Raw genomic sequence first — 23,694 nt, 5'->3', positions numbered from 1 at the left:
TGATGATCAGATGCGAACGCCGCGGCGCCGGCCGTAGACCGCGATTGCGACGGTGATGCCGAGGAACACGACATACGCTGCGACGAACCAGCCGAGACCCGTCGTGTACGTTCCGGTGGTGCTTTTCGACAGGCCCAGCACCTGGGGGATGATGAAGCCGCCGTAGGCGCCGAAGGCGGAGATGAGTCCGAGTGCCGCTGCGGCGGTGCGCTGCGCGCCGAGGTCGCCGGGAGAGCGCTCGCCGTCGGCGGCTCCCGAGCGGAGGGCGAACAGCGTCGGGATCATGCGGTAGGTCGCTCCGTTGCCCGCCCCGCTCGCGACGAAGAGCACGAGGAAGAAACCAAGGAACAGCCAGAAGTTGTCGAGCGGCAGGGTCACGATCACCGCGAGCGCGCCGAGCGCCATGATCACGAAGGCGACGATCGTGATCGAGCTTCCGCCGAACCGATCGGCCAGGTGGCCGCCGAACGGTCGGGCGAGCGAGCCGACGAGAGCGCCCAGGAACGCGAGCGACAGCGTCGCGCTACCGACCCCGAAGGTGCTGAACGCGGGGAACTGGTCGGCGATGAGCTTCGGGAACACGCCGGAGAAGCCGATGAACGAGCCGAACGTGCCGATGTAGAGCAGCGACATCACCCACAGTTGCGGCGCCCGGAGTGCCGCCAGCGACGCCTTCACATCGGCTTTGGCGCTGGAGAGATTGTCCATCCGCTTCCAGGCGCCGACCACGGCCACGAGGATGAGCGGAATCCAGATGAGCCCGGCGAGCGGTAGCTGCAGTGTGACGCCGGCGCCGATCGTGATGACGATCGGCACCACCAGCTGTGCGACGGCCGCCCCCAGGTTGCCGCCGGCCGCGTTGAGCCCGAGCGCCCATCCCTTGCGCCGTTGCGGGTAGAAGTAGGTGATGTTGGCCATCGAGCTCGCGAAGTTTCCGCCGCCGAGGCCGGCGAGCGCGGCGACGAGGAGCATCACGCCGAACGGCGTCTGCGGGTCGGCGACGCAGAAGGCCAATCCCACTGTGGGGATGAGCAGCAGCGCGGCCGAGATCACCGTCCAGTTGCGGCCGCCGAAACGCGGAACCATGAACGTGTAAGGGAAGCGGAGGGTCGCGCCGACGAGGCTCGGCACCGAGATGAGCCAGAAGATCTGCGAGGTGGAGAAGTCGAATCCTGCCGCGGGCAGCGAAACGACGACGATCGACCAGAGCTGCCAGACGACGAAGCCGAGAAACTCGGCGAAGATCGACCAGCGCAGGTTGCGGGCGGCGACGGATGCGCCCTCCCGCTTCCACTGCGCGGCGTCCTCCGCGTTCCACCCGTCGATCCAGCGCCCCGGGCGACGGACGAGGGATGCGGATGCGGTCTCGGGTGCCGCGGACGGTTCCAGTGCCACTGCCGCGGGCGACGGGGACGGTGCGTTCATCGGTGCCTCCAGGTGGATCGATCGGTGGTGCGCTGATGGTTCGTGAAGAGAGTGCGACGGCCTCAGTGACCGGGCACGGGCCGTGTGCCGGCGTCGTCGAAGAGACCGCACACGATGTCGACGAGCTCGCGGGGCGGCCGTTCGCCTTCGACGAGGAGCGGGCCGCTGGTCACGTCGGCTCCCGCCGATGCGGCGAGCGAGGCGAAGTAGCCAGGCGCCAGCAGGTAGGTCGCGACGACGACACGGCCGGGGGCGTCGTTCCGCGTCGAGGCCACCGCATCGGCGACCCGCGGCTCGGCCGCCGAGATGAACGAGGTCACGACGGGTCGGCCGAGCGCGGCCGCGAGCAGGTGGCCCATCACATGGCAGTCGGCGACCGCCGACGCGTCGGTCGAGCCGGCTGCCGCGAGCACGACCCTGTCGTCCTCCCGCAGCCCGGCCTCGCGGAGCCGGCGCACGAGCACCGCGATGAGGCGGGCGTCGGGGCCGAGTGCGCCCGTGACCCCGACGGTTCGCGGTGTCTCGGCGGTGGCCGCATCGGCGGCCGCGGCGGCGAGGTCGACTTTCACGTGGTAGCCCGCCGACAGCAGCAGTGGCACCACGGTGGCCTCTTGATCGGGCGCGACACCGGCGATCGTGGTCGTGACCTCCGGCTCCTGCACGTCGACGAACGCGTCGGCGACGTCGAGCTCGGGTCGGGCATCCCGCACGGCCTGCACGAGGGCGGCGACCGACCGCCGGCCGGCTGCGTCTGACGTTCCGTGCGATGCGGCGACGAGCGCTCGGGCGAAGCGCACGGACACGAAGCCGTCGTCGTCGTGGCGAACGTGCCACATCGGCAGACGTCGTTGCGGATCGGTGAGGCATCGCCCCGTCTCGAGGTCGTACACGTCTTTGTGCAGCGGGGATGCGATCGTCGGGCGCCCTGCGCGGGAGCCGACGATGCCGCGGGCCATCACAGACGCTCCGGTGGCCGGGTCGAGGTTGGAGAACGCGAACAGGCTGTCGTCGGGCAGGCGCACCACGGCGACCTGCCGTCCGTGCACAAGGGCCGCCTCGGCCCACATCGGCTCGAGGTCGGTGATGTGGCAGACCCGGGTCCAGGTGGCCCCGGATGCGGACGTCGCCGTGTTCGCCGCCGTGCTCGCCGCTCGTGCCGTGTCGAGTTCGTATGCGATCGTCATGCCGTTCCACCGTCCTGCCGTCGGTCCACCGCTCGGAGCTTCCTGTTGCTGACTCACGCTAGGCAGCCCGTGTTTCGGTGGATCACGCGCACCGTGTCGCTGTTGTAACGAAGACCTCACGACGCGTCCAGGCGGCCGTGAGGATCCCGACACACACCGTCACGTGGAGGCAACGGGGGCGTCACGCGCGCTGCGTAGGTTCGAGGCATCCGCACGAGCAGGAGGTAGAGATGAGCGTCGACAGCATCGCGCGACACCCGCAGGGCTCCGACGTGGTGGTGATCGGCGGCGGTCCCGCTGCGCACCGTCTCGTCGAGTCGTTGGTCGCGCGGAGAAGCGCCGCCGGGTCACCGACCATCACCGTGTTCGGCGAGGAGCCGTGGCTGCCGTACGACCGGGTCGCCCTCTCGTCCCGGCTGCTCGGCGGGGTCGGCGGTGCGGAGGTCGACCTGACGCTGGGCGACGGGCGGCTCTGGACAGAGCCCGGCGTCACCTACCGTTCCGCAACCCGCGTCGTCGGCTTCGATCCTGTCGCTCGCACGGTGCGTCTCGATTCGGGCGACGAGCACTCCTACGGTGACCTCGTGCTCGCCACCGGCTCGACGGCCACCGTGCCTCCGGTCCCCGGCGCCTCGGCCGGCCGTGTCTACCGCACGATCGACGACGTCGACGCGCTCGCCGCCGAGGTGCCCGAGTTGTCGGCCAAGCACGGCCGCCCGGCACGCGTGGCCGTGGTGGGCGGCGGCCTTCTCGGTCTCGAGGCGGCCGGCGCCGCCAAGGCGCTCGGAGCTGTGGTGACGATCGTCCACTCGGGCCGCTGGCTGATGTCGGCCCAGCTCGACGAGGGCGCCGGGCAGGCACTCGGGCGGATCATCGCAGCCCAGGGCATCGAGCTCCGTCTCGGCGACCGCCCGACCGAGGTCATCTGCGGGCCGAGCGGAGCCGTGCTCGGTCTCGGTTTCGCCGACCGCAGCGCCGTGACCGCCGACCTGGTCGTGTTCTCGATCGGCATCACGCCGCGGGACGAACTGGCTCGGGATGCGGGCCTCCGGCTCGGTGCGCGCGGCGGCGTCGCGATCGCAGACGACTGCTCCACCTCGGCCGAGCACGTGTGGGCGATCGGCGAGGTGGCCAGCGTGAACGGCGGCTGCGTCGGGTTGGTCGCGCCGGCGAACGCGATGGCGGAGGTCGTCGCCGACCGCATCGACGGAGGGGCGGCCCTGTTCCCCGGTGTCGACGATGCGACGAAGCTCAAGCTCTCCGGGGTGGACGTCGCGAGCTTCGGCGACGCTCTCGCCGTCGCCGACGGTGCGCTGGAGGTCGTCTACGCCGACCCCGCCCGCGGGCTCTACCAGAAGCTGGTCATGAGCGCCGACGTCAAGACGCTGCTCGGCGGCATCTTCGTCGGCGACGCGTCGCCGTACCTCTCCCTGCGACCCTTGCTCGGTCGCGAGCTCCCCGGCGAGCCCGCGTCGTACCTCTCCGCGGCGGGCGCCGAGCCGCCGGCCGGCCTCTCCCTGCCCGACGACGCTCAGGTGTGCTCGTGCAACAACGTCTCCGCCGGCGCCATCCGCGACCTCATCCGCGGTGAGCACGGCGACGCCTGCACCGACCTCGCTGAGCTGAAGACGTGCTCGCGGGCGGGAACCCAGTGCGGCTCCTGCGTGCCGCTGGTGAAGAAGATCCTCGAGACGGAGTTGGTGAGCGCCGGTGTCGAGGTGTCGCGGGCGCTGTGCGAGCACTTCGAGCTGAGCCGCAGCGAGCTGTTCGAGTCGGTGCGGATCCTGGGCCTGCGCACGGCCGGCGAGGTCTTCGACCGGTTCGGCAGCGGCCTGGGCTGCGACATCTGCAAGCCGGTGGTCGCCTCGGTGCTCGCCACCCAGACCTCGGCGTACATCCTCGACGGCGGGGCCGGACCCCTGCAGGACACCAACGATCGTGCGCTCGCCAACATGCAGAAAGATGGCACGTACTCGGTCGTGCCGCGCATCCCGGCCGGCGAGATCACCCCGGCCAAGCTCAAGGTGATCGCCGAGGTCGCCGAGCAGTTCGACCTCTACACGAAGATCACCGGCGGCCAGCGCATCGACATGTTCGGCGCCCGCTTGGAACAGCTGCCCGAGATCTGGCGCATCCTCGTCGACTCCGGTTTCGAGTCGGGTCAGGCATATGGCAAGTCGCTGCGCAACGTGAAGTCGTGCGTGGGCTCGACCTGGTGCAGGTTCGGCGTGCAGGATTCGGTGGCCATGGCGATCTTTCTGGAGGAGCGTTACCGCGGTCTCCGCTCGCCGCACAAGTTCAAGATGGGGGTCTCCGGATGCGCGCGCGAGTGTGCCGAGGCTCGCGGCAAAGACATCGGCGTGATCGCCACGGAGAGCGGCTGGAACCTCTACGTGGGCGGCAACGGCGGTTTCCAGCCGACGCACGCGCAGCTGCTCGCCGGTGATCTCGACGACGACACCCTCATCCGTTACATCGACCGCTACCTCATGTACTACGTGCGCACCGCCGACCGGCTTCAGCGCACGGCCCGCTGGCAGGAAGACCTCGACGGCGGCCTGGAGCACGTGCGCGAGGTCGTCTGCGACGACTCGCTCGGGATAGCCGCCGAACTCGAAGCCGCGATGGCGTCGCATGTCGGCGACTACCGCGACGAGTGGGCAGCCACGCTCGCCGATCCCGATCGGTTGAAGCGGTTCCGCTCGTTCGTGAACGCGCCGTCCACAGCCGATCCCGCTATGGTGAAGATTCGCGAGCGCGGCCAGGTGCGGCCGCCGTCGACGGAGGAACGCGAGTCGGGTTCCGTCTGGCTCGCCGGGCCGTCGATTCCTGTAAGAGGAGGCTGACATGTCGTTCGACCTCGACCTGAGTTCCCGGGTTGTGCTCGTCGTCGGTGACGCCCAGCTGTCCCGCCGCGCGCTGGCCGAGGCCGTCGCCGGCGGCGCGCGTGTGACGTCGGCCTCAGCCAGCGAGGCGCTCTCCCGGCTCGGTGCGATCGAGCCCGCGGTCGATCTGCTGGTGTGGGTCGACGGACCCCAGGGCACGCGCGACACGCTCGCAGCTCTGGCGCGTGAGCTGCGCATCCCGTTCGCCACCGCAGAGCCCGTGGCCCCGACCCCGCACGGGCAGGTGACGCTCGTCGGTGGCGGGCCCGGAGATCCCGACCTGATCACGATCGCCGGGCGCCGGGCGCTGGCCCGCGCCGATGTCGTGCTCCACGACAGGCTGGGACCGCGCGACGCGCTGCCCGACCTCGCGCCCGGAGCCGAGTTGATCGATGTCGGAAAGACCCCCGGCCATCACGCTGTGCCGCAGCGGGAGATCGAACGCATCATGGTCGAGAAGGCCCGGTCAGGGCTTCGGGTCGTCAGGCTGAAGGGGGGCGACCCGTTCGTGTTCGGGCGCGGAGGCGAAGAGGTGGCCGCTTGCCACCGTGCAGGCGTGCCGGTTCACATCGTGCCGGGGGTCACCAGCGCCATCGCCGTTCCGGCCGAGGCGGGCATCCCTGTGACGCATCGCGAGATCAGCCGCGCGTTCACCGTCATCTCCGGTCATGTTCCGCTCAGCGAAGAGGAGCTGTCGCACGCGGTCGGTCTCGGCGGCACGCTCGTCGTCCTCATGGGCGTGGCGACCCTTCCGCACCTGAGCGCGGGTCTGCGCCGGCACGGGATGCGGGATGACATGCCGGTCGCCGTGCTCGAGCGCGGCTTCACCGAGTCGCGACGCACCACCGTCACCACGATCTCCGGCGTGCTGGAGGCCGTGACGAAGGCGTCGGTGCGATCACCGGCCGTCATCGTGATCGGCGAGGTGGTCACCGCCATCGCGGACGCGGCGAACGACGTGATGAACGACGCAGGGGACGCCGACCTGGTCGCCGCGATCCACGGCCTGGCATGACGATGGACGTCGAAGCGGGCATCCCCGGCTTCCGCCCCGATCAGCTCGACGGCTTCCGCATCGCGGTCACCTCCGATCGCCGGTCGGAAGACCTGCTCGCGGCCTTCCGCCGCCGCGGCGCCGAGGTCACGCACGCCCCGACCATCCGGATGACCGGCGTCGCCGACGACAGCGTGCTCATCGAGGAGACCAAGCGCATCATCGACGGCCGCCCCGACGTGCTGCTGGCCACAACGTCTTACGGGATGCGGCGCTGGCTCGAAGCCGCCGATGCCGCCGGTCTCGGCGACGAGCTGACCGACACGCTGGCCGCGGCCCGCATCCTCGTGCGCGGCCCGAAAGCCCGGGGGTCGATCCGCGCCGCCGGGCTCGACGATCACGGGATGAGCGAGCGGGAGACGACGCTGTCGCTCATCGACATGGTGTTGCGCGACGACGTGCGAGGCCGAACCGTGGCCGTGCAGCTGCACGGTTTCACCGACCCGGCGCAGCTCGCCCGGCTCACGGCCGCCGGGGCGACCGTGCTCACCGTCGAACCGTATCGCTGGATGGTGCACGAGGATTCCGAGCGCGTGCGGCGACTGATCGGCGCGGTCTGCAGTTCCGGGATCGACGCGATCACCTTCACGTCCGCGCCGGCCGTCGACGCGCTCTTCACCATCGCCGACGGCGTCGGCCGTCTCGACGAGTTGCAGGCGGCGATGCGGGACGACGTGGTCGTGGCGGCCGTCGGTCCGGTGACGGCGACGCCGCTCGTGCAGGTGGGCATCCTGCCCATCGTTCCCGACCGGTTTCGCATGGGCGCGCTGATCCGTCTCACCTGCGAGCACCTCGAGAGTACCGCCGTCGCCGAACTCGATACGGAGTCCGGGCCCGTGCAACTGCGCGGAAAGGTGGTCCGTGTCGATGGGGCCGCCACCGCACTCAGCCCAGTGTCGCTCGCGCTGTTCCGCGCGCTCGTGCGGGCCGGGGGCGGCACGATCTCCCGCGCCGAGCTCGCGCGGTCGGCGCCCGAAGCCCTCGACGACCACGGTGTCGATGTGGCGGTGAGCCGATTGCGCGCGGCCCTGCCCGACGGCAGGATCGTGCAGACCGTCATCAAGCGCGGCTATCGCATCGCGGTGCGATCGTGACGGCCGAGCGGTGCAGCGTCGAGGCGTACCTGGCGGAGTTGCTCGTCGGCGCGCGGCCCTTGCCAGCCGAGTCGATCCCGGTGTGCGACTCCCTCGGGCGCGTCGTCGCCGGGCGGATCGCCGCCGCCCAGCCGGTGCCGTTGTTCGACAACTCGGCGATGGACGGCTACGCCGTGCGCACCGAAGACGTCGTCGGTACGACACCAGGGCATCCGGTGACGCTGCGTGTCGTCGGGAGCGCCATCGCGGGTGCGCCGACGCCGAAAGCGCTCGCGGCAGGCGAGGCTGTGCGCATCATGACCGGCGCACCGCTCCCGGCCGGAGCCGACCGGGTGATCCCCGTGGAGTCGAGCGTCTCCGGCTGTTTCGACGACGAGCCCGTCGTGCGCCTCTGGACGTGCGAGCGGCGGCACATCCGTCGCGCCGCAGAGGACATCCCGACCGGAACGCCCCTGGTCGACGCCGGCCGCGCCCTCACCGCGCGCGACATCGGCCTGCTCGCCGCGACCGGGCACAGCTCAGTGCGTGTGCACCGCCGCGCGCGAGTGGCGATCGTGTCGACGGGTGACGAACTCTCGGGCGCTCTCGCCGGGGGCATCCCCGATTCGAATGCGGCCTACCTCGGAGCGGCCGTGCAATCGGTGGGCGCCGAGGTCGTCATCCGCCTCACCGCGCCCGACGACCGCGGGATGCTCGAAGCCGTTCTCGACGAAGCCTCGCGCCACGCCGACCTCATCGTCTCCAGCGGCGGTCTCGGAGCGGGCTCCCACGACCTCGTTCGCCGGGCGATCACCGACGGGCGCGCGCCCGGAGACGCCGGACGGTTTGCGTCGGTCGCGATGAAACCAGGCCGACCCCAAGCTCACGGCCGCTGGCGAGGGGCGCCCTGGATCGCCCTCCCCGGCAACCCGACCGCGGTGCTCGTCTCGTTCGAAGCGTTCGTGCGTCCCGTGCTCGATCGCTTGCAGGGCAGGGCGGTGATGGGCGACTCGGATGGGCGGATCGCGTCTCCCAGCCTGCCCGGGGCGCCGGGAACCCAACGGTTCGTGCCCCTGACCCTGGCCGCAAGCTCCGTCGATGCCTCACACTCTCTGCTCGCGATGTTCGGCGCGCCGGCCATCGGCGTCGTTGCCGCCGCGAGCGAGCGCGTGGCCGCGGGCGACACCATCCACGCGTTCGAGCCGGTATGAGCTTGCCGAGCCTGACCCCGGTGCCGGCGTCGCCGCGGGCGTCGTCGGTCGCTGCGATCGTCCTCGCGGGGGGCCGAGGGTCGCGTCTCGGGCAGTCGAAACCGCTGGCCGACATCGGGGGCGAGCCCCTGCTGCGCCGACCGTTGACCGCGGTCGCCCGGTTCCCGGCGGTCGTCGTCGGCCCGGACGAGTTGGCGGCCACCGTGGGGGAGTGGCCGCGTGCAACCCTCACCCGGGAGATCCCCGCGTTCGGCGGCCCCGTGGCCGGCATCGCCGCCGGGCTGGACCGTCTGCGCACCTTCGCCCCGTCTGCGGACTGGGTGCTCGTTCTCGCGTGCGACCTTCCCCGAGCGCCCGAGGCGGTGGAGACACTCCTCGAATCGGTGCCCGTGCTCACTGCCGCGGAGTCGGGTGCGTGCCTCATGGTCGATTCCCGCCCTCAATGGCTCTGCGGCGTGTACCGTGCCTCCGCGCTTCGGGCGGCCGCGGAGACGCAGCGGTCGAGCGGCGGGCTGGATGCAGCAGCCGTGCGAACGCTACTCGGCCCGTTGACCCTGCGCCCGATCGAAGGTCACAGCGACGAGGCGTTCGACATCGACACCCCCGACGATCTTCGCAAGGCGCACGAGAGGACACCCGACGATGAACGACCTCGATGAATGGCTCACAGCGCTGTCCGATCACCTCGGGTGCGAGGTTCCGGCCGATGTCGTCGGCCCGGTGCTCGACCTCGCCCGCGACGCCGCCCACAACGTGACCCGCCCGGCCGCACCCCTGTCGGCGTTCGTCGCCGGGTACGCCGCCGGGCTCGCGGCATCCCCGACCGCGGTCGGCGAGGCGGCGCCCGGCGTGCTCGACATCGTGGAGCGCGCACGAGCCTTCGCGGAGGCCTGGCCGAACCGGTCCTAGGCCTCTTGCCCGGTTACCGGGCCGGGGCGAGCATCCTCTCCAGCAGCTCCCGCAGGCTCGCCTGCTCGGCCGCGCTCAGGGCCAGCGTCATCGGCGCCAGCGCTTCAGCCGTCTGAGCGGCGACCTGCTTCGCAAGCGCTTCGCCGTCGGCACTGAGGAACACCTCCACGGCGCGACCGTCGTCGGCGCTCGGGGCTCGGTCGACCAACCCGCGTCGCTGCGCCCGGTCGATCAGACCGCTCAGCGTCGACTTCTCCAGCCCCAGGAATTCGGCGAGCTCGGCCATCCGTGGGCGGCGGTCGCGCAGGATCGCGAACATCCGCAACTGCGTGAGCGAGAGGTCGTTCTCGGCGCTGATACGGGTGAGCACGGCCATCGTCGCGAACGCCGTCTGGGCGAGCGCGTCGACCAGCGGATCTCTGAGGGGCGAGGTCATGTCGACAGACTACTTGACTCAGTTCGTGTTACCAACTAATTTGATTCGTAATACAAACTAAATGGAGCCGCAATGAAAGCCGCCGTCGTTTCTTCTTTCGATACCGCACCCCGCTACGAGGAGTTCCCGCAACCCGAAGCCCGTGGGCCTGAGCAGCTGGTCGTCGACGTGGTGGCGGCCGGGGTGCATCCCCGCGTGCTCTCCCAGGCCGACGGTTCGCACTACACCAGCACCGACGAGCTTCCCCTGGTTCCCGGCATCGACGGCGTGGGCCGAGGCGCCGACGGCGAGCTGCGCTACTTCATCCTCCCCGACTCCACCCTCGGCGCCATGGCGGAGCGCACGCTCATCGATGCACGGCGCAGTATCGTGCTGCCCGAAGGGACCGACCCCGTGGCCGTCGCCGCAGCGATGAACCCGGCCATGTCGTCGTGGATCGCGCTTCGCCGCCGCGTCACGTTCGAGCCCGGCCAGAACGTGCTCATCCTCGGCGCCACCGGCAACGCTGGACGTCTAGCCGTGCAGGTCGCGAAGCTGTTCGGCGCCCGACGCATCGTCGCAGCGGGGCGCGACGCCGACCGGCTCGCCGCTTTGCGCGCACTCGGCGCCACCGACACGGTCAGTCTTGCGGGGCCTGCGGACGAGGTCGCCGCGCGCCTCGGCGCAGCATCGAGCGATGTGGATGTGGTCATCGACTACGTCTGGGGCGACACGACGGCGGCCGCGATGGTGGCCGTCGCCACGGATCGCTCCGACCGCGGCCGTCCGCTCACCTGGATCGAGGTCGGCTCGGTCGCCGGGCGCACCGCCGCGATTCCGTCGGCGGCCCTTCGCGCCGCCCGCCTCCAGCTCGTCGGCAGCGGCCAGGGCTCGGTGAGCACCCGCGACATCCTCGCCGAGTTGCCCGCCATCGCCGAGGCGATCACGGCCGGTGCCTTCGCCGTGGATGCTCGCGTCATCCGCTTGTCCGAGGTCGAGTCGGCTTGGGGTGCCGCCGCGAACTCCGCCGAACGCATCGTGCTCGTGCCCTGACGCCTGCGGCCCGGTTGCGATTGCGGTTGCCGTTGCGGCTGCGCTGCGCGCTTAAAGCGGTGGCGGCCCGTGCTGTCGCATGAGCCGCCACCGCCAACCGGGGTTGCAGTGCTGCCGTCCGTCCCCATTGCGGTCCGGCCTGCCATCCGGTTAGTACACGAACCAATTTACCGACGGGTCGGTTTCGGTCAAGGGGGTTGACGACCGCGCCCGTATCCCCTACTGGTGCCTCGGCCTAGAGCCGAAAGTCAGCCGCGGGTGGCTCGATCGTGCACCGTCACGAGGTAGCCGTCGAGGTCTTGAAAGACGAACGTCGTGCCGAACGGGCCGTCGAAGGGCTCCTGCACGACGACGGCGCCCGCGGCTGCGACGGTCGCGTGAAGGGCCATGGCGTCGGGATCGTGCAACCACAGGGCGACGCCGAGTCCTGTCGGCCCGGCGTCGAGATCCACGCCCGGCGCCGGGTCGCGAACGGCGAACGTCGGCTGGGTGTCGAAGACGACGGCGTGCGGCGGCGAGAATGCAGCGCGAGTGAGCCCGACGACCTGCTCGTAGAAGCCGGCCGCCTTCTCGAGGTCGCGAACCTGAAGGGCGATGAAGTCTGGACCGGTGACGGCCATGGCGGTTCTCCTCTATGTCAGTTTCCTTACATGCAAGAGTATGTCAGGATACTGACATGGCCAAGACGCCCCCTCAGGTCGGTTACGTGCTGAAGCAGGCACAGTCGCTGCTCCACCTCCGCATGGAGGAGGCTCTGAAGCCGCTCCACCTCACCGTGTCGCAGTACTCCTGTCTGCATCGCCTGCGCCGTGAGCCGGGCATCTCCGCCGCTGCTCTAGCCCGGGCCACCTTCGTCACGCGCCAATCGATGAACGCGATGCTTCAGCAACTGATCGATCGCGGCCTGGTGGCTCGACCATCCCGTGCCGACAGCGGACGCGCCTTGCCCGCACTGCTGACGGATGCGGGTGCCGACGCCCTCGACGCGGCCCAAGAGCTCGTCGACGGCGTCGAGCAACGGATGCTGGTCGGCCTCTCGCCGACCGAGACGGCCGCGCTCGCCAGCGGCCTCGCGGCGTGCGTCGCCTCGCTGGACAGGTGAGTGGATTCGGCCGCCGGCTGGTCCGCTCATTCGTCGGCGCCCGGCGCCGGCGGGGTCACTCGGTGCCCTCGATGGAAGTACAACAGGGCTTCCACCCCAGGAAGCCTGCCGTCCGCAGGGTATCCGCGTGGCGACGTGGTCGGGACGTCGGAGACCGACGAACCTCTAGGTGGACCTGTCATCGTTTGCCACAGTCGGAGCATAGATCGCTCGCGCCTTCCGCGAGAAGCGTGAGCAGAGGTCAGTAGTGGTAGCGCGCCTGCAGGATGATCACGTAGGCGTCGTCGACGAGGTACACGAGGCGGTTGGCTTCGTCGATGCGTCGCGACCACGCGCCAGCCAGCGCGTGCTTCAGCGGTTCCGGCTTGCCGACGCCCTCGAACGGGTCGTCACGCAGGATGTCTTCGATCAGGAGGTTGATCCGCTTGAGTGTGCGACGGTCCTGACCTTGCCAGTAGAGGTAGTCCTCCCAGCCACCGGCGGTCCAGGCGAGCGTGCGGTCACTCACCGGTCAGGTCGTGCTCGGTGATGTCTCCCGAGCGGGCGCTCTCGATGGCGTCGATGAGGCGTCGTGCGTTCTTGGGGGAGCGCAGGAGGTAGGTGGTCTCGAGCAGCGAGTCGTACTCGTCCTTGGACATCAGGACGGCCGAACCGCGCTTGGACGTGATCTCGACCTCGGTCTGGTCGAGGTTGACGCGTTCGATGAGCCCGAACAGGTCGCTGCGAGCCTCGCTTGCTGTGATGGCCATGATTCCTCCAAGTGGTACAAGATATCGTACCACCTGTGCTCACTGACGGCTTTCGGATCCAGTCGACGGTTTCAGATGAAATGCGGGGGGAGTTCCAGCTCTCGCCTACTTCGCGGAGCGATGCGATCAACTGGTCGCGTTCGAGACGTGCTGCGTCTTGCTCGCTTCGGAGCCGGTCGAGCGCCCGCGAGACTTCGTGCAATCGCTTGAGGGTGTCGACGCGCTGGCCCCATTTAGCCTGCAACTCCAACATCGCGTCGGCGGCGTGCAGCTGCGCAGCCTCCCGCTCGCGGTCGTCACCGTGCCGTATCGCGGCGGCGTCGAGTGCTTGGCGCTGTCGCGCGTAGGACGCTTTGCGTCGGCTGGCCTTGCCGGAATTCGCCCGCTTTGCCATGCAACCTGGTTTACACGCGACCCCTGTCATTCATTTGTTGCGTAAGCCGCCCACTTAAAGTGCCTACGTGCTCCGCCCGACGGTGCACGACCTCCGCCACACGGCCGCGAGCCCGGCCATCTCGGCGGGCGCCAACGTCAAAGCACTCCAGCGGATGCTCGGCCACGCCTCGGCAGCCATGACCCTCGACGTCTACGCAGACCTCTTCGACGATGACCTGGATGCCGTTGGAGACGCATTGAGCCGCCTTGGCGCTCCAGAGGTTGTGGGCAAAGCGTGGGCAAATCCCGAAACCAGTAAGTCTGAATCGACCGCCAATGGACTGGGATCCCGGTAACTATAAGGTGGGCCCGGTGGGGCTCGAACCCACGACCCGCGGATTAAAAGTCCGATGCTCTGCCAACTGAGCTACAGGCCCATACGTGTCTAATCTATCGTGGATTTCGTTCGGCTTGTGCCGGGCGCAGAATGGAGTGCATGACCGACCATTTCCACAAGCCGACCACGTTCCCGAGCGGCATGTTCGAGGCGTTCATGGGCGGGGAGGACCCGGCGCAGATCAGTCGCGTCGCGCACGAGACCGCCCACGCCCTCCTCGCGCGGGTGCGCGCCGATCCCGACTCGCACATCGTGGACAGGCTCGTGCAGTTCACAGACGCGCACGGTATCGACGCGATCGCCGAACTGTGGTCTCGGTCGTCGGCGAAGAGCCTGCCGGGTGCGCTGTGGCGCATCTACCTCTTGCGGCTGTTGATCCGGCAAGACCCGGAGGGCACGAGTTTCCTGTTTCAGCGCGGAACCGAGGTCGTCACGACGATCGATCCCGTCGTGGCCGGAGCGTCGGCGCCGACCGGGCCGGCCGAGATCACAGAACTCGCCGACCGCATCCTGCGCGGGCTGTTCGAGGGCGACTTCGCTGTGGCGCTCGACCGTGCCGCGGCGTTCTGCCGGGTCGCGGCCGCGGGCGCGGCTTCTGTGGCCGACGATCAGGATGCGCTGCAGCCCGAACGCGCCAGCGAGCTCACCACGCGTGCCCTGCGATTCGCCCGCACCGCCGAAGAGTTGACCTCGTGCGCTCGGCTCTGGCGCAGCGAATCCCTCGACTGAATCGTCCGCCGGACGTCCCGGATGTTCTCGGGCCGCGAACGCCACGCCGTGTGCAGGCCTCGCGGCTCGGGTAAACTTGATGACTGCCGGGCCGCAGTAACCCCGGGCTCCAAAATTAGCCGCTCCGAGCGGCCTCGCGCCGAGAGGCGTTCTGCGGCCCGGCTTTCTCTTTGCCGCAAGCCGCAAGCCGCAAGCCGCACTCGGCCCAACGTGGCCGACCTGCGATGCTGGTGTTGTGCGAGACAAGGGCGGGGACGACACGGACGGCGACGTCCCCATCGTCGACCTCGACGGGCTGCTCGCTCTGACGGCGACCGGTGACCAGCGTGCGTTCTCCGAGCTTTACGATCACACCGCATCCCGCGTACTCGGTCTCGTGCGCCGCGTCATGATCGACCCGGCGCAGTCGGAGGAGGTCACACAGGAGGTCTTCCTCGAGGTGTGGCAATCCGCTTCGCGCTTCGATCCGAATAAAGGTCGAGCGATGACCTGGATCATGACCATGGCCCACCGTCGCGCGATCGACCGGATCCGTTCGGCCCAGGCTTCGCGAAACCGGGACACTGCCATCGGGATCCGTGATCTCCCGACGGCCTACGACCAGGTATCCGAGACGGTCGAGGTGCGAGTCGAGCACGAAAGGGTGGAAGCGGCGATGGCCAATCTGACCGACGCGCAGCGCGAAGCCGTCTCGCTCGCCTACTACGGCGGGCTCAGTCAGAGCGAGGTCGCAGACCGGCTCGGCATCCCTTTGGGCACAGCCAAAACACGGCTGCGCGATGCGATGATACGCCTGAGAAAAGAACTGGGGGTGACCGGATGAGCGACCGCGACGACGACGCAGTCGGCACTCCCGCGCGCCTCGGCTACGAGCTCGGCGCAGAGACAGCCGAAGAAGCGCACGACTTCGAGGCGGTGGCCGCACAGCTCGGCCTCGCTGCCGAACCTGTCACGCCGCCGGCCTCGCTGAAGGCCGACCTCTTCGCCAAGCTGGCCTCGACGCCGCAGCTTCCGCCGCTGGAGACGGATGCGTCGCCGGCGCAGCCTGAGCCTGCATCGGCGCCGCCCGCGCCCGCTCCCGCACCGCCCGCGCCTGCATCGGCGCCGGCCGCGCCGGCATCGGCGCCGCCCGCGCCTGCTCCCGCACCGGTTGCGCCCACCCCCGAGACGCCGACACCCGAGACGCCCGCGGAAACGCGAGCACGCTCGCGCTGGTTCACGCGGCCGATCGCGATCGCCGCCGCCGCTGCGGCCGCCGTCGTGCTCTTCGTGGGCGGTACTTTCCTCGGCAACTCGCTCGCGGGCAACGACTCGTTCCAGCAGCAGCAGGCCAGCGCTCTCGCCGCCATCAATGCGGCCCCGGATGCGCAGCGCGCCACCGCAGACGTCGACGGCGGCGGCACGGCCACCCTGGTGTGGTCGGGTCAGCTGGGTCAGTCCGCTCTCGTCGCGAAAGGTCTGCCGAGCCTCCCGAACGACAAGACGTATGAGCTCTGGTACATCCGCGACGGCAAGGCCACGGCCGCGGGAACGATGACGCCAGGGGACGCGCCCGCGACCTGGCGCGTGCTCGAGGGCACCATGGCCGCCGGCGATACCGTCGGCGTCACCGTCGAGCCCCGAGGCGGCTCCACACAGCCGACCACCAACCCCATCGTCGCGATCTCCTCCTAACCCCCGCAAATGCAATCGACTACAGGAAGAACGCTCTCAAAGCCGCACTTTGAGAGCGTTCTTCCCGTACTCGATTGCAGGCGCGAGCGCGCGAGGGAGCGGGCGCGAGCGGGCGGATCAGCCGAAGCGGCCGGAGACGTAGTCTTCGGTGGCCTGCACGGAGGGGTTCGAGAAGATCATGTTGGTGTCGTTGTACTCGATGAGCTTGCCCGGCTTGCCCGTGCCCGCGATGTTGAAGAACGCGGTGCGGTCGGAGACGCGCGAGGCCTGCTGCATGTTGTGGGTCACGATCACGATCGTGTAGTCGTTCTTGAGCTCCTCGATCAGGTCTTCGATCGCGAGAGTCGAGATCGGGTCGAGAGCCGAACACGGCTCATCCATCAGCAGCACGTCGGGGGAGACCGCGATGGCGCGCGCGATGCAGAGACGCTGCTGCTGGCCGCCCGAGAGCCCGGAGCCCGGAAGCGCGAGGCGGTCCTTCACCTCGTTCCACAGGTTCGCTCCCTGCAGCGACTGCTCGACGAGCTCGTCCGCTTCGGGCTTCGACATGCGGCGGTTGTTGAGTTTGACGCCGGCGAGCACGTTGTCGCGGATCGACATCGTCGGAAAAGGGTTCGGGCGCTGGAAGACCATGCCGACCTGACGCCGCACGAGCACCGGGTCGACGCCCGGGCCGTACAGGTTGTTGCCGTCGATGGTGACCTCGCCCTCGACGTAGGCGCCGGGGATGACCTCGTGCATCCGGTTCAGCGTGCGGAGGAAGGTGGACTTGCCGCATCCGCTCGGCCCGATGAAGGCGGTGACGGTGCGGGGTTCGATGGTGAGCGAGACGCCCTCCACGGCCTTGAAGTTGCCGTAGTAGACGTTGAGGTCGGAGACTTCGATGCGCTTGGACACGTGTGTTTGTTCCTTGGGTTGTTCAGAACGGGGGTGGGGTCAGCGGCCGTACTTGGGGGCGAAGGCCTTGGCGATGATGCGGGCGATCAGGTTGAGCAGCATCACGATGATGATGAGGGCGAAGGCCCCCGTCCAAGCCCGGTCGATGGACTCTTGCGCGTGCAGACCGGCGGCCTGCGTGTATTGCGTGTAGACGAAGACGGGGAGGGTCATCATCCGGTCGGCGAAGAGGTCGTAGTTCATGCTGGTCGTGAACCCGGCGACGATGAGCAGCGGCGCCGTCTCGCCGATCACACGGGCGATCGAGAGCATGATGCCCGTCGTCAGGCCGGCGAGGGATGTCGGCAGCACGATCTTCAGCACGGTCAGCCATTTGGGAACGCCGAGCGCGTACGAGGCCTCGCGCAGTTCGTTCGGCACGAGGCGCAGGATCTCTTCGCTCGATCGCACGACCACGGGGATCATGAGCACCGACAGCGCGACGGAGCCCATGAAGCCGCTGCGGATGCCCGGCCCGAAGAACAGGGCGAACAGCGCGTAGGCGAACAGGCCGGCGACGATCGAGGGGATGCCCGTCATGACGTCGACGAAGAATGTGATGCCGCGGGCGAGCATCCCGCGTCCGTACTCGACGAGGTAGATCGAGGTCAGCAGGCCGATGGGCACCGAGATCACGGCGGCCATGAGGGTGACGAGCAGCGTTCCGACGATCGCGTGCAGCGCACCGCCGCCGGCGCCGATCACGTTGCGCATCGACTCCGAGAAGAACTGGATGTCGAAACGCGCGAGACCGCTCACGATGACTGTCCACATGAGCGAGACGAGCGGCAGCAGCGCGATGATGAACGCCGTCGCCACCAGGGAGGTGACGAGCCTGTCCTTCGCCTTGCGCGAGCCCTCGATGAGCAGGGAGGTGCAGAAGATCACGATGTCGAAGAGCACGGTTCCGAAGAAGATCGCGCCGACGATGTTGAAGTCTTTCGTGGCGCCGCTCGCGGCGAGGATGGCGAAGATCGCCCCGAAGACAACCCACGACCCGCCGAGCATCACCCACGCCGACCCGCGGGGGAGTTTGCCCGCGGTCAGCGAGTTGCCCATCGGCCGGTTCAGCGTCGCGGTGGTCATCAGTTGGCTCCCGAGAAGTCTTTGCGGCGGTTGACGATGTAGCGGGCGAGCATGTTGATCAGCAGCGTCACGACGAACAGCACCAGACCGGATGCGATGAGCGCGTTCGTCGAGATGCCTGTCGCCTCCGGGAACTGCAGCGCGATGTTGGCCGCGATCGTGTTGGGGCTCTGTGCCTGCAGCACGGCGAATTTCACGATGAGTGCGGGGGAGAGCACCATGGCGATCGCCAGGGTCTCGCCGAGGGCCCGGCCGAGACCGAGCATGATCGCCGAGATGATGCCGGAGCGCGCGAAGGGGAGAACGGCCATCCGCACCATCTCCCAGCGGGTCGCGCCTAGGGCGAGCGCCGCCTCTTCGTGGAGGCGCGGCGTCTGCAGGAAGACCTCGCGGCAGATCGCGGTCATGATCGGGATGACCATGACGGCGAGCACGATCGCGGCGGTGAGGATGGTGCGGCCGGTCCCGGAGACGGGCGGCGCGAAGAAGGGGATCCAGCCGAGGTTCTCGCCGAGCCAGGCGTAGAACGGCTGAACGAAGGTGGCGAGCGTCGCGATGCCCCACAGGCCGAAGACGACCGAGGGAACGGCGGCGAGCAGGTCGATGATGTAGCCGAGGGTCCGGGCCACCCGTCGCGGCGCGTAGTGGCTGATGAAGAGCGCGATACCGATGGAGAGCGGCGTCGCGATCAGCAGCGCGATGAGCGCGGCCCAGATGGTGCCGAACACCAGGGGCCAGACGTACACCCAGAAGTTGGCGGCGCCGTTCGGCAGCGTGCCCGGCTTGGCCATGATGGCCGGCAGGCTCTGCACGATGAGGAAGAGGGCGACCGCGGCGAGCACGGCGAGGATGAGCGATCCTGCGACGACGGTGCTCGTCGCGAAGACTCTGTCACCGAGGCGCACCTTCGCCTTCGGTTTGAGTACACCTGCGATTCCGGCGGTCATTCCTGGCTTTCTCTTTTCACGGCGCTGCCTCGCATCGGGTATGGGAGGTGGTGTGGTGCTGATGCACCGTTCGGCTCGGGATGCGCGTGCATCCCGAGCCGAACGGTCTTGGTGCTACTTGATGGTTGCTACTGCCTTGCTGACCTTCGAGGCGAGGTCGCTCGACAGCGGGGCCGATCCGGCCTGCTCGTTGGCGGCCTTCTGAGCGGCGTCGCTGACGATGTAGTCGACGTAGCCCTTGACGAGATCGGCCTTGGCGGAGTCCTTGTACTCCTGGCAGGCGATCACGTAGCTGACCAGGACCAGCGGCCAGGCACCCTTGCTGGTGTCTTTGCGGTTGATCTGGATGGCCAGGTCGTTGGCCTCACGGCCGTCGGCGATCGGGGAGGCGGCGACGACGGCGGCAGCACCGTCGGCGCTGATCTTCTCGAAGTCGTCGCCGACCTTGAGCTGCGCGATGCTGAGGCCAGCGGCGCCCGACTCGTCGATGTAGGTGATCGAGTTCTTCGCGTTCTTGGTGGCGTCCGCAACACCCGAGGTGCCCTTGGCTGCGTCACCGACCTGGAACGGGAAGGTCTGCGCGGCAGGCTTCGTCCACACGTCGGGCGCGTTCGCCGCGAGGTAGTCGGTGAAGTTCTGCGTGGTGCCCGAGTCGTCGGAGCGGTGCACGACGGTGATCGGAGCGGACGGCAGCGAAGCGCCGGAGTTCAGCGCCTTGATCTTGGCGTCGTCCCAGGTGGTGATCGCGCCCGAGAAGATGCCGGCGATGGTCGCCGCGTCGAGCTTCAGGTCTTTGACGCCGTCGACGTTGTACGCGATGGCGATGGGGGAGATGTAGACCGGGAGGTCGATGCCCTTGGTGCCAGCGGCGCAGGCGGCGAAGTCTCCGGCGAGCTCGGTGTCTTTGAGAGCGGCGTCGGAGCCGGCGAAGTCGGCGGCACCGGAGATGAAGCTGGTGCGGCCGGCGCCCGAGCCCTGCGGGTCGTAGTTGATCGTGACCTTGGGGTTGTTCTCCTGGAATCCGGCGATCCAGGTGGTCTGTGCGGTGCCCTGGGCCGAGGAGCCGATTCCGTTCAACGTGCCGGAGAGGTTCGACGGGGCGGCCGTGGTGGTCGACGGGGTGCTGCCCTCGTTCGACGCACACGCCGTGAGAGAGATGGCGGCAGCGGCCAGGATGGCCAGAGGAGCGCCAAGACGCTTGAGTTTCACAGTTGTCCCTTCCGGGGATCAGTAACAACAGGACGGGGTCGGTGCGACCCGCGTGTGACGCTATTCCCGGTGTCTGACCAGAGTCCCCCGCACTGGTAAACGGAAGGTTAACGAGGCGTGTGCTCTTGGGGTGGAAGGCTGCGAGTCAGGCGACCGGCTCGTAGGTCTCGATGGCGATGATCCCGGATGCTGGGTTCGTGGCCGAGAGGTGCACGACGGAGAACCCGCCCGTGTCGAGGTCGGCCGCGTCGGTGAGGTAGGCGCCGGGCATGGTGCCGGTGGCCAGTGCGATCTCCCGCATGATCTCGGGGAGCACCGGCCCGTGGCTGCAGAGCACCGCGCTCTTTCGCGATCGAACCCGCTTGCCGATGACCTCGCGCACGCTGCCCTCGCCCTCTTCGTAGGCTTCTTGGCTGATACCGTGCGCGCGCTTCGGCTTGATTCCGGTCGCAGCCGCCAGCGGGGCCACCGTCGCGACGCATCGCACGGCGTCGCTCGTGACGATGCGACGGGGGTTCCAGGATTCGAGGGTCGGCACATCCGTCGCGGCCTGCTTCACTCCGCGAGCGGTGAGGGGGCGGGATGCGTCGCTGCCTTTCCAGCTGCCGCGCGGCTCCGCCTTGCCGTGGCGGAGGGCGATGAGGGCGAAGGTCGCGGTCACGCCTTCGTCGAGGAGCTTGGCGAACGCTTCGAGGATCTCGACGTCGCGCTCGTAGGTGAGATAGCTGCGCGCCTTCTTGATGGTGACCCACTCGATCGCGGCGATCTCGTTGTTGGGCACGAACGTCGATTGGGCTATCGCCTTGTCGGTGGCTTCTGCCGCCCAGTAGTGCACGATCTTGTCGCGGCCACTGGAGAGCGGGTAGGTCGATACGCCGAGCGGTACGCCGAGGGCGACCCGCAGGCCCGTCTCCTCTTCGATCTCGCGCACCGCGGTCTGCGGCAGGGTCTCTCCCGGGTCGACCTTGCCCTTCGGGATCGTGACATCGCCGTACTTGGCGCGATGCACGACGAGTACGACGATCTTCTCGTCCACGACGCGCCAGCAGACGGCGCCCGCGGCGTAGATGGCCGAGCTCACCGCCTCGAACCCGTGCGGGTCGAGCGCGGGCGGTGGCTGATCAGCTGCATGAGCTTGTTCTGCAGGTCTTCGAGCGGCTGCCCGTTCTCGTCGAGGTGGTGGCGCGTCCATTCGCCCGTCTCATCGAGGATCCACGCCGAGGTGCGCTCGTCGAAAGCCCGGTTGAAGAGCGCGTCGAGCTCGGCGAGGTGTTCGGACTCGGTGAGCCGCACCAGGGCCTCGACGCGTCGGTCGAGGTTGCGGTGCATCATGTCGGCGCTGCCGATGAACACCTGCGGATCCCCGTCGTTGACGAAGGAGAACACCCGTGAGTGCTCCAGGTACCGCCCGAGGATCGAGCGCACCCGGATGTTCGACGAGAGGCCCTCCTGGCCCGGACGCAGCCCGCAGATGCCGCGCACCCACAGATCGACCGGAACCCCTGCCTCGCTGGCGCGATACAGCGCGTCGATGATCGCCTCGTCGACGATCGAGTTCAGTTTGATGCGGATGCCGGCCGGCTTGCCCGCGGCGGCGTTCGCCGTTTCGGTCTGGATGCGCTTCAGCAGACCCTTGCGCAGGTGGAGGGGCGCGACCAGGAGGCGCTTGAACTTCTTCTCGATGGCGTACCCGGAGAGCTCGTTGAACAGCCGGGTGAGGTCTTTGCCGACCTGGTCGTCGGCGGTGAGCAGCCCCAGGTCTTCGTAGATGCGCGAGGTCTTGGGGTTGTAGTTGCCCGTGCCGATGTGGCTGTAGTGCTTCAGCACGCCCTTCTCCTGCCGCACCACGAGCGCGAGCTTGCAGTGGGTCTTGAGCCCGACGAGGCCGTACACGACGTGAACGCCGGCCTTCTCGAGCTTGCGCGCCCAGGAGATGTTGTTCTGCTCGTCGAAGCGAGCCTTGATCTCCACGAGGGCGAGTACCTGCTTGCCCGACTCGGCGGCGTCGATCAGCGCCTCGACGATGGGGCTGTCACCGGAGGTGCGGTAGAGCGTCTGCTTGATTGCCAACACGTGCGGGTCCGCCGCTGCCTGCTCGAGGAAGGCCTGCACGCTCGTCGCGAAGGACTCGTAGGGGTGATGCAGCAGGATGTCTTGGCGCGCGATCGCCGAGAAGATGTCCGGTTTGGCGTTCGGCTCGCTCGGCATGAGTTGCGCCGCCGTGGTCGGAACCTGCTTCGGGTAGTGCAGATCGGGGCGGTCGATCTTGGCGAGGTCGAACAGACCGCCGAGGTCGAGCGGCGACGGGAGGCGGTAGACCTCCTGCTCGGTGACATCCAGTTCGCGCACGAGCAGACCCAGGGTCACGTCGTCCATGTCGTCGGTGACCTCGAGCCGGATCGGCGGGCCGAAGCGCCGGCGCAGCAGCTCGCGCTCGAGCGCCTGGATGAGGTTCTCGGTCTCGTCTTCGTCGACCTCGACGTCTTCGTTGCGGGTGACCCGGAAGACGTGGTGGTCGAGGATCTCCATGCCGGGGAAGAGGTCGCCCAGATGGTTGGCGATCAGGTCTTCGAGCGCGATGAACCGCATCTGGTCGACCGTCTCGCGCTGATCGATGCGCACGAACCGCGGCAGCATCTGCGGCACCTTGAGGCGCGCGAACTGCTCCTTGCCCGAGCGCGAGTTGCGCACCCGCACGGACAGGTTGAGGGACAGCCCCGAGATGTAGGGGAACGGGTGCGCCGGGTCGACGGCGAGCGGCATGAGCACGGGGAAGATCTGCTGCGAGAAGATCTCGCGCATCTGCGCCCTGTCCGCTTCGTCGAGCTCCTCCCACCGGGCGACGGTGATCCCGGCTTCTTCGAGTGCGGGGAGCACCTCGTCGCGGTAGACGGCCGCGTGGCGCGCCTGGAGTTCGTGGGCCTTCTCGGAGATGTCGGCCAGCACATCCTGCGGGGCACGGCCGACGTTGGTGGGAACGGCGAGACCGGTGAGGATGCGCCGCTTGAGACCGGCGACACGCACCATGAAGAACTCGTCGAGGTTCGTGGCGAAGATCGCCAGGAAGTTGGCTCGCTCCAGCGTGGGCAGCGTGGGGTCTTCGGCGAGTTCGAGCACGCGCTGGTTGAACGCCAGCCAACTGAGCTCGCGGTCGAGGTACCGGTCGTCGGGCAGCGTCGGGTCTGGCTCGTAGACGAACGGCGCGAAGTCGTCGTCGAAGTCGCTGCCGAAACTGCCGCTCAGCCCGTTGTCCAGAAGGATGTTGTCGCCGTCCATCCCAA

Annotated in this window: 23 protein-coding genes, 1 tRNA gene and 1 pseudogene; 12 read left to right on the top strand and 13 right to left on the bottom strand. The window is 68.7% G+C overall.

Annotation, left to right across the window (positions count from 1 at the left end; translation table 11 throughout):
• Nucleotides 1-6 precede the first annotated feature (6 nt).
• Nucleotides 7-1,425 (bottom strand): MFS transporter, encoded by a 1,419-nt coding sequence (locus ACFVWR_RS10470; RefSeq protein WP_387210987.1) that lies wholly within the window; start codon nucleotides 1,423-1,425, stop codon nucleotides 7-9.
• A 62-nt stretch (nucleotides 1,426-1,487) separates the two neighbouring features.
• Nucleotides 1,488-2,609, bottom strand: coding sequence for a nitrite reductase small subunit NirD (gene nirD / locus ACFVWR_RS10465; protein ID WP_387210984.1), 1,122 nt, complete (start codon nucleotides 2,607-2,609; stop codon nucleotides 1,488-1,490).
• A 230-nt stretch (nucleotides 2,610-2,839) separates the two neighbouring features.
• On the opposite strand from nirD, the gene nirB reads away from it, so the two are divergent.
• Genes nirB through ACFVWR_RS10435 form a run of 6 tightly spaced genes read left to right on the top strand, consistent with a single transcriptional unit; the run spans nucleotide 2,840 to nucleotide 9,741 of the window.
• Nucleotides 2,840-5,455: a nitrite reductase large subunit NirB gene (gene nirB, locus ACFVWR_RS10460; protein WP_387210981.1), complete on the top strand. Its 2,616-nt coding sequence runs from the start codon at nucleotides 2,840-2,842 to the stop codon at nucleotides 5,453-5,455.
• A 1-nt stretch (nucleotide 5,456) separates the two neighbouring features.
• On the top strand, nucleotides 5,457-6,509 hold the full coding sequence (cobA, locus tag ACFVWR_RS10455; RefSeq protein ID WP_387210978.1) for a uroporphyrinogen-III C-methyltransferase: 1,053 nt from the start codon (nucleotides 5,457-5,459) through the stop codon (nucleotides 6,507-6,509).
• Nucleotides 6,506-7,642, top strand: a complete 1,137-nt coding sequence (locus tag ACFVWR_RS10450; RefSeq protein ID WP_387210975.1) for a uroporphyrinogen-III synthase — start codon at nucleotides 6,506-6,508, stop codon at nucleotides 7,640-7,642. Before cobA ends, ACFVWR_RS10450 begins: the two co-directional genes overlap by 4 nt.
• Nucleotides 7,639-8,832 (top strand): gephyrin-like molybdotransferase Glp, encoded by a 1,194-nt coding sequence (glp, locus tag ACFVWR_RS10445; protein WP_387210972.1) that lies wholly within the window; start codon nucleotides 7,639-7,641, stop codon nucleotides 8,830-8,832. Before ACFVWR_RS10450 ends, glp begins: the two co-directional genes overlap by 4 nt.
• On the top strand, nucleotides 8,829-9,491 hold the full coding sequence (locus ACFVWR_RS10440; protein ID WP_387210969.1) for a molybdenum cofactor guanylyltransferase: 663 nt from the start codon (nucleotides 8,829-8,831) through the stop codon (nucleotides 9,489-9,491). Before glp ends, ACFVWR_RS10440 begins: the two co-directional genes overlap by 4 nt.
• The gene (locus ACFVWR_RS10435; RefSeq protein WP_387210966.1) at nucleotides 9,475-9,741 is read left to right on the top strand and encodes a DUF6457 domain-containing protein; all 267 of its coding nucleotides are present in this window, start codon (nucleotides 9,475-9,477) and stop codon (nucleotides 9,739-9,741) included. The genes ACFVWR_RS10440 and ACFVWR_RS10435 overlap by 17 nt, the downstream gene beginning before the upstream one ends.
• Before the next feature lie 13 nt (nucleotides 9,742-9,754).
• Here the strand turns inward: ACFVWR_RS10435 and ACFVWR_RS10430 are convergent, their stop codons facing one another.
• Nucleotides 9,755-10,177, bottom strand: a complete 423-nt coding sequence (locus ACFVWR_RS10430) for a MarR family winged helix-turn-helix transcriptional regulator (protein WP_387210963.1) — start codon at nucleotides 10,175-10,177, stop codon at nucleotides 9,755-9,757.
• 72 nt (nucleotides 10,178-10,249) lie between these two features.
• On the opposite strand from ACFVWR_RS10430, the gene ACFVWR_RS10425 reads away from it, so the two are divergent.
• Complete coding sequence (locus ACFVWR_RS10425) at nucleotides 10,250-11,209, top strand: zinc-binding dehydrogenase (protein WP_387210960.1); 960 nt, start codon at nucleotides 10,250-10,252, stop codon at nucleotides 11,207-11,209.
• Between the two features lie 248 nt (nucleotides 11,210-11,457).
• Here the strand turns inward: ACFVWR_RS10425 and ACFVWR_RS10420 are convergent, their stop codons facing one another.
• The gene (locus tag ACFVWR_RS10420; RefSeq protein ID WP_387210957.1) at nucleotides 11,458-11,829 is read right to left on the bottom strand and encodes a VOC family protein; all 372 of its coding nucleotides are present in this window, start codon (nucleotides 11,827-11,829) and stop codon (nucleotides 11,458-11,460) included.
• A 56-nt stretch (nucleotides 11,830-11,885) separates the two neighbouring features.
• Between ACFVWR_RS10420 and ACFVWR_RS10415 the strand changes: the two genes are divergently transcribed.
• Nucleotides 11,886-12,311 (top strand): MarR family winged helix-turn-helix transcriptional regulator, encoded by a 426-nt coding sequence (locus tag ACFVWR_RS10415; RefSeq protein ID WP_387210954.1) that lies wholly within the window; start codon nucleotides 11,886-11,888, stop codon nucleotides 12,309-12,311.
• A gap of 241 nt (nucleotides 12,312-12,552) precedes the next feature.
• On the opposite strand, the gene ACFVWR_RS10410 is transcribed toward ACFVWR_RS10415, so the two are convergent.
• Both ACFVWR_RS10410 and ACFVWR_RS10405 read right to left on the bottom strand, forming a co-directional pair.
• Nucleotides 12,553-12,819, bottom strand: coding sequence for a Txe/YoeB family addiction module toxin (locus ACFVWR_RS10410; protein ID WP_387210951.1), 267 nt, complete (start codon nucleotides 12,817-12,819; stop codon nucleotides 12,553-12,555).
• Nucleotides 12,812-13,060: a type II toxin-antitoxin system Phd/YefM family antitoxin gene (locus ACFVWR_RS10405; RefSeq protein WP_387210948.1), complete on the bottom strand. Its 249-nt coding sequence runs from the start codon at nucleotides 13,058-13,060 to the stop codon at nucleotides 12,812-12,814. Before ACFVWR_RS10405 ends, ACFVWR_RS10410 begins: the two co-directional genes overlap by 8 nt.
• Nucleotides 13,061-13,527: 467 nt before the next feature.
• Here ACFVWR_RS10405 and ACFVWR_RS10400 point away from each other — a divergent pair.
• Nucleotides 13,528-13,791 (top strand): annotated as a pseudogene (locus tag ACFVWR_RS10400) (tyrosine-type recombinase/integrase); the annotation flags it as partial.
• A gap of 8 nt (nucleotides 13,792-13,799) precedes the next feature.
• On the opposite strand, the gene ACFVWR_RS10395 reads toward ACFVWR_RS10400, so the two are convergent.
• A tRNA-Lys gene (locus tag ACFVWR_RS10395) sits at nucleotides 13,800-13,872 on the bottom strand.
• Between the two features lie 59 nt (nucleotides 13,873-13,931).
• On the opposite strand from ACFVWR_RS10395, the gene ACFVWR_RS10390 reads away from it, so the two are divergent.
• The 3 genes from ACFVWR_RS10390 (at nucleotide 13,932) to ACFVWR_RS10380 (ending at nucleotide 16,235) form a co-directional block, all read left to right on the top strand.
• Nucleotides 13,932-14,561 carry a DNA-directed RNA polymerase subunit beta gene (locus ACFVWR_RS10390; protein ID WP_387210945.1) on the top strand — a complete coding sequence of 210 codons (630 nt, stop codon included), beginning with the start codon at nucleotides 13,932-13,934 and terminating at the stop codon, nucleotides 14,559-14,561.
• Nucleotides 14,562-14,796: 235 nt separating this feature from the next.
• Entirely contained in the window at nucleotides 14,797-15,384 is a 588-nt protein-coding gene (locus tag ACFVWR_RS10385; protein WP_387210942.1) for a sigma-70 family RNA polymerase sigma factor, read from the top strand.
• A complete protein-coding gene (locus ACFVWR_RS10380) occupies nucleotides 15,381-16,235 on the top strand; it encodes an anti-sigma factor (RefSeq protein WP_387210939.1) in 855 nt (284 codons plus the stop codon). The genes ACFVWR_RS10385 and ACFVWR_RS10380 overlap by 4 nt, the downstream gene beginning before the upstream one ends.
• Nucleotides 16,236-16,352: 117 nt before the next feature.
• Here the strand turns inward: ACFVWR_RS10380 and pstB are convergent, their stop codons facing one another.
• From pstB to ACFVWR_RS10350, 6 genes are all read right to left on the bottom strand, one after another.
• The gene (gene pstB / locus ACFVWR_RS10375; protein ID WP_387210935.1) at nucleotides 16,353-17,132 is read right to left on the bottom strand and encodes a phosphate ABC transporter ATP-binding protein PstB; all 780 of its coding nucleotides are present in this window, start codon (nucleotides 17,130-17,132) and stop codon (nucleotides 16,353-16,355) included.
• 39 nt (nucleotides 17,133-17,171) lie between these two features.
• On the bottom strand, nucleotides 17,172-18,257 hold the full coding sequence (gene pstA / locus ACFVWR_RS10370) for a phosphate ABC transporter permease PstA (protein WP_387210932.1): 1,086 nt from the start codon (nucleotides 18,255-18,257) through the stop codon (nucleotides 17,172-17,174).
• Complete coding sequence (pstC, locus tag ACFVWR_RS10365; protein WP_387210929.1) at nucleotides 18,257-19,204, bottom strand: phosphate ABC transporter permease subunit PstC; 948 nt, start codon at nucleotides 19,202-19,204, stop codon at nucleotides 18,257-18,259. The genes pstA and pstC overlap by 1 nt, the downstream gene beginning before the upstream one ends.
• Before the next feature lie 114 nt (nucleotides 19,205-19,318).
• The gene (pstS, locus tag ACFVWR_RS10360; protein ID WP_387210926.1) at nucleotides 19,319-20,413 is read right to left on the bottom strand and encodes a phosphate ABC transporter substrate-binding protein PstS; all 1,095 of its coding nucleotides are present in this window, start codon (nucleotides 20,411-20,413) and stop codon (nucleotides 19,319-19,321) included.
• 145 nt (nucleotides 20,414-20,558) lie between these two features.
• Complete coding sequence (locus tag ACFVWR_RS10355) at nucleotides 20,559-21,494, bottom strand: NUDIX domain-containing protein (protein WP_387210924.1); 936 nt, start codon at nucleotides 21,492-21,494, stop codon at nucleotides 20,559-20,561.
• Nucleotides 21,491-23,689, bottom strand: coding sequence for an RNA degradosome polyphosphate kinase (locus ACFVWR_RS10350; protein ID WP_387210922.1), 2,199 nt, complete (start codon nucleotides 23,687-23,689; stop codon nucleotides 21,491-21,493). The genes ACFVWR_RS10355 and ACFVWR_RS10350 overlap by 4 nt, the downstream gene beginning before the upstream one ends.
• Between the last annotated feature and the right edge of the window lie 5 nt (nucleotides 23,690-23,694).

Source organism: Leifsonia sp. NPDC058292 (assembly GCF_042880955.1).
Taxonomy (GTDB): domain Bacteria; phylum Actinomycetota; class Actinomycetes; order Actinomycetales; family Microbacteriaceae; genus Leifsonia.
Note: the sequence above shows the minus strand (reverse complement) of the source record. Positions and strands in the feature narration are given on the sequence as shown.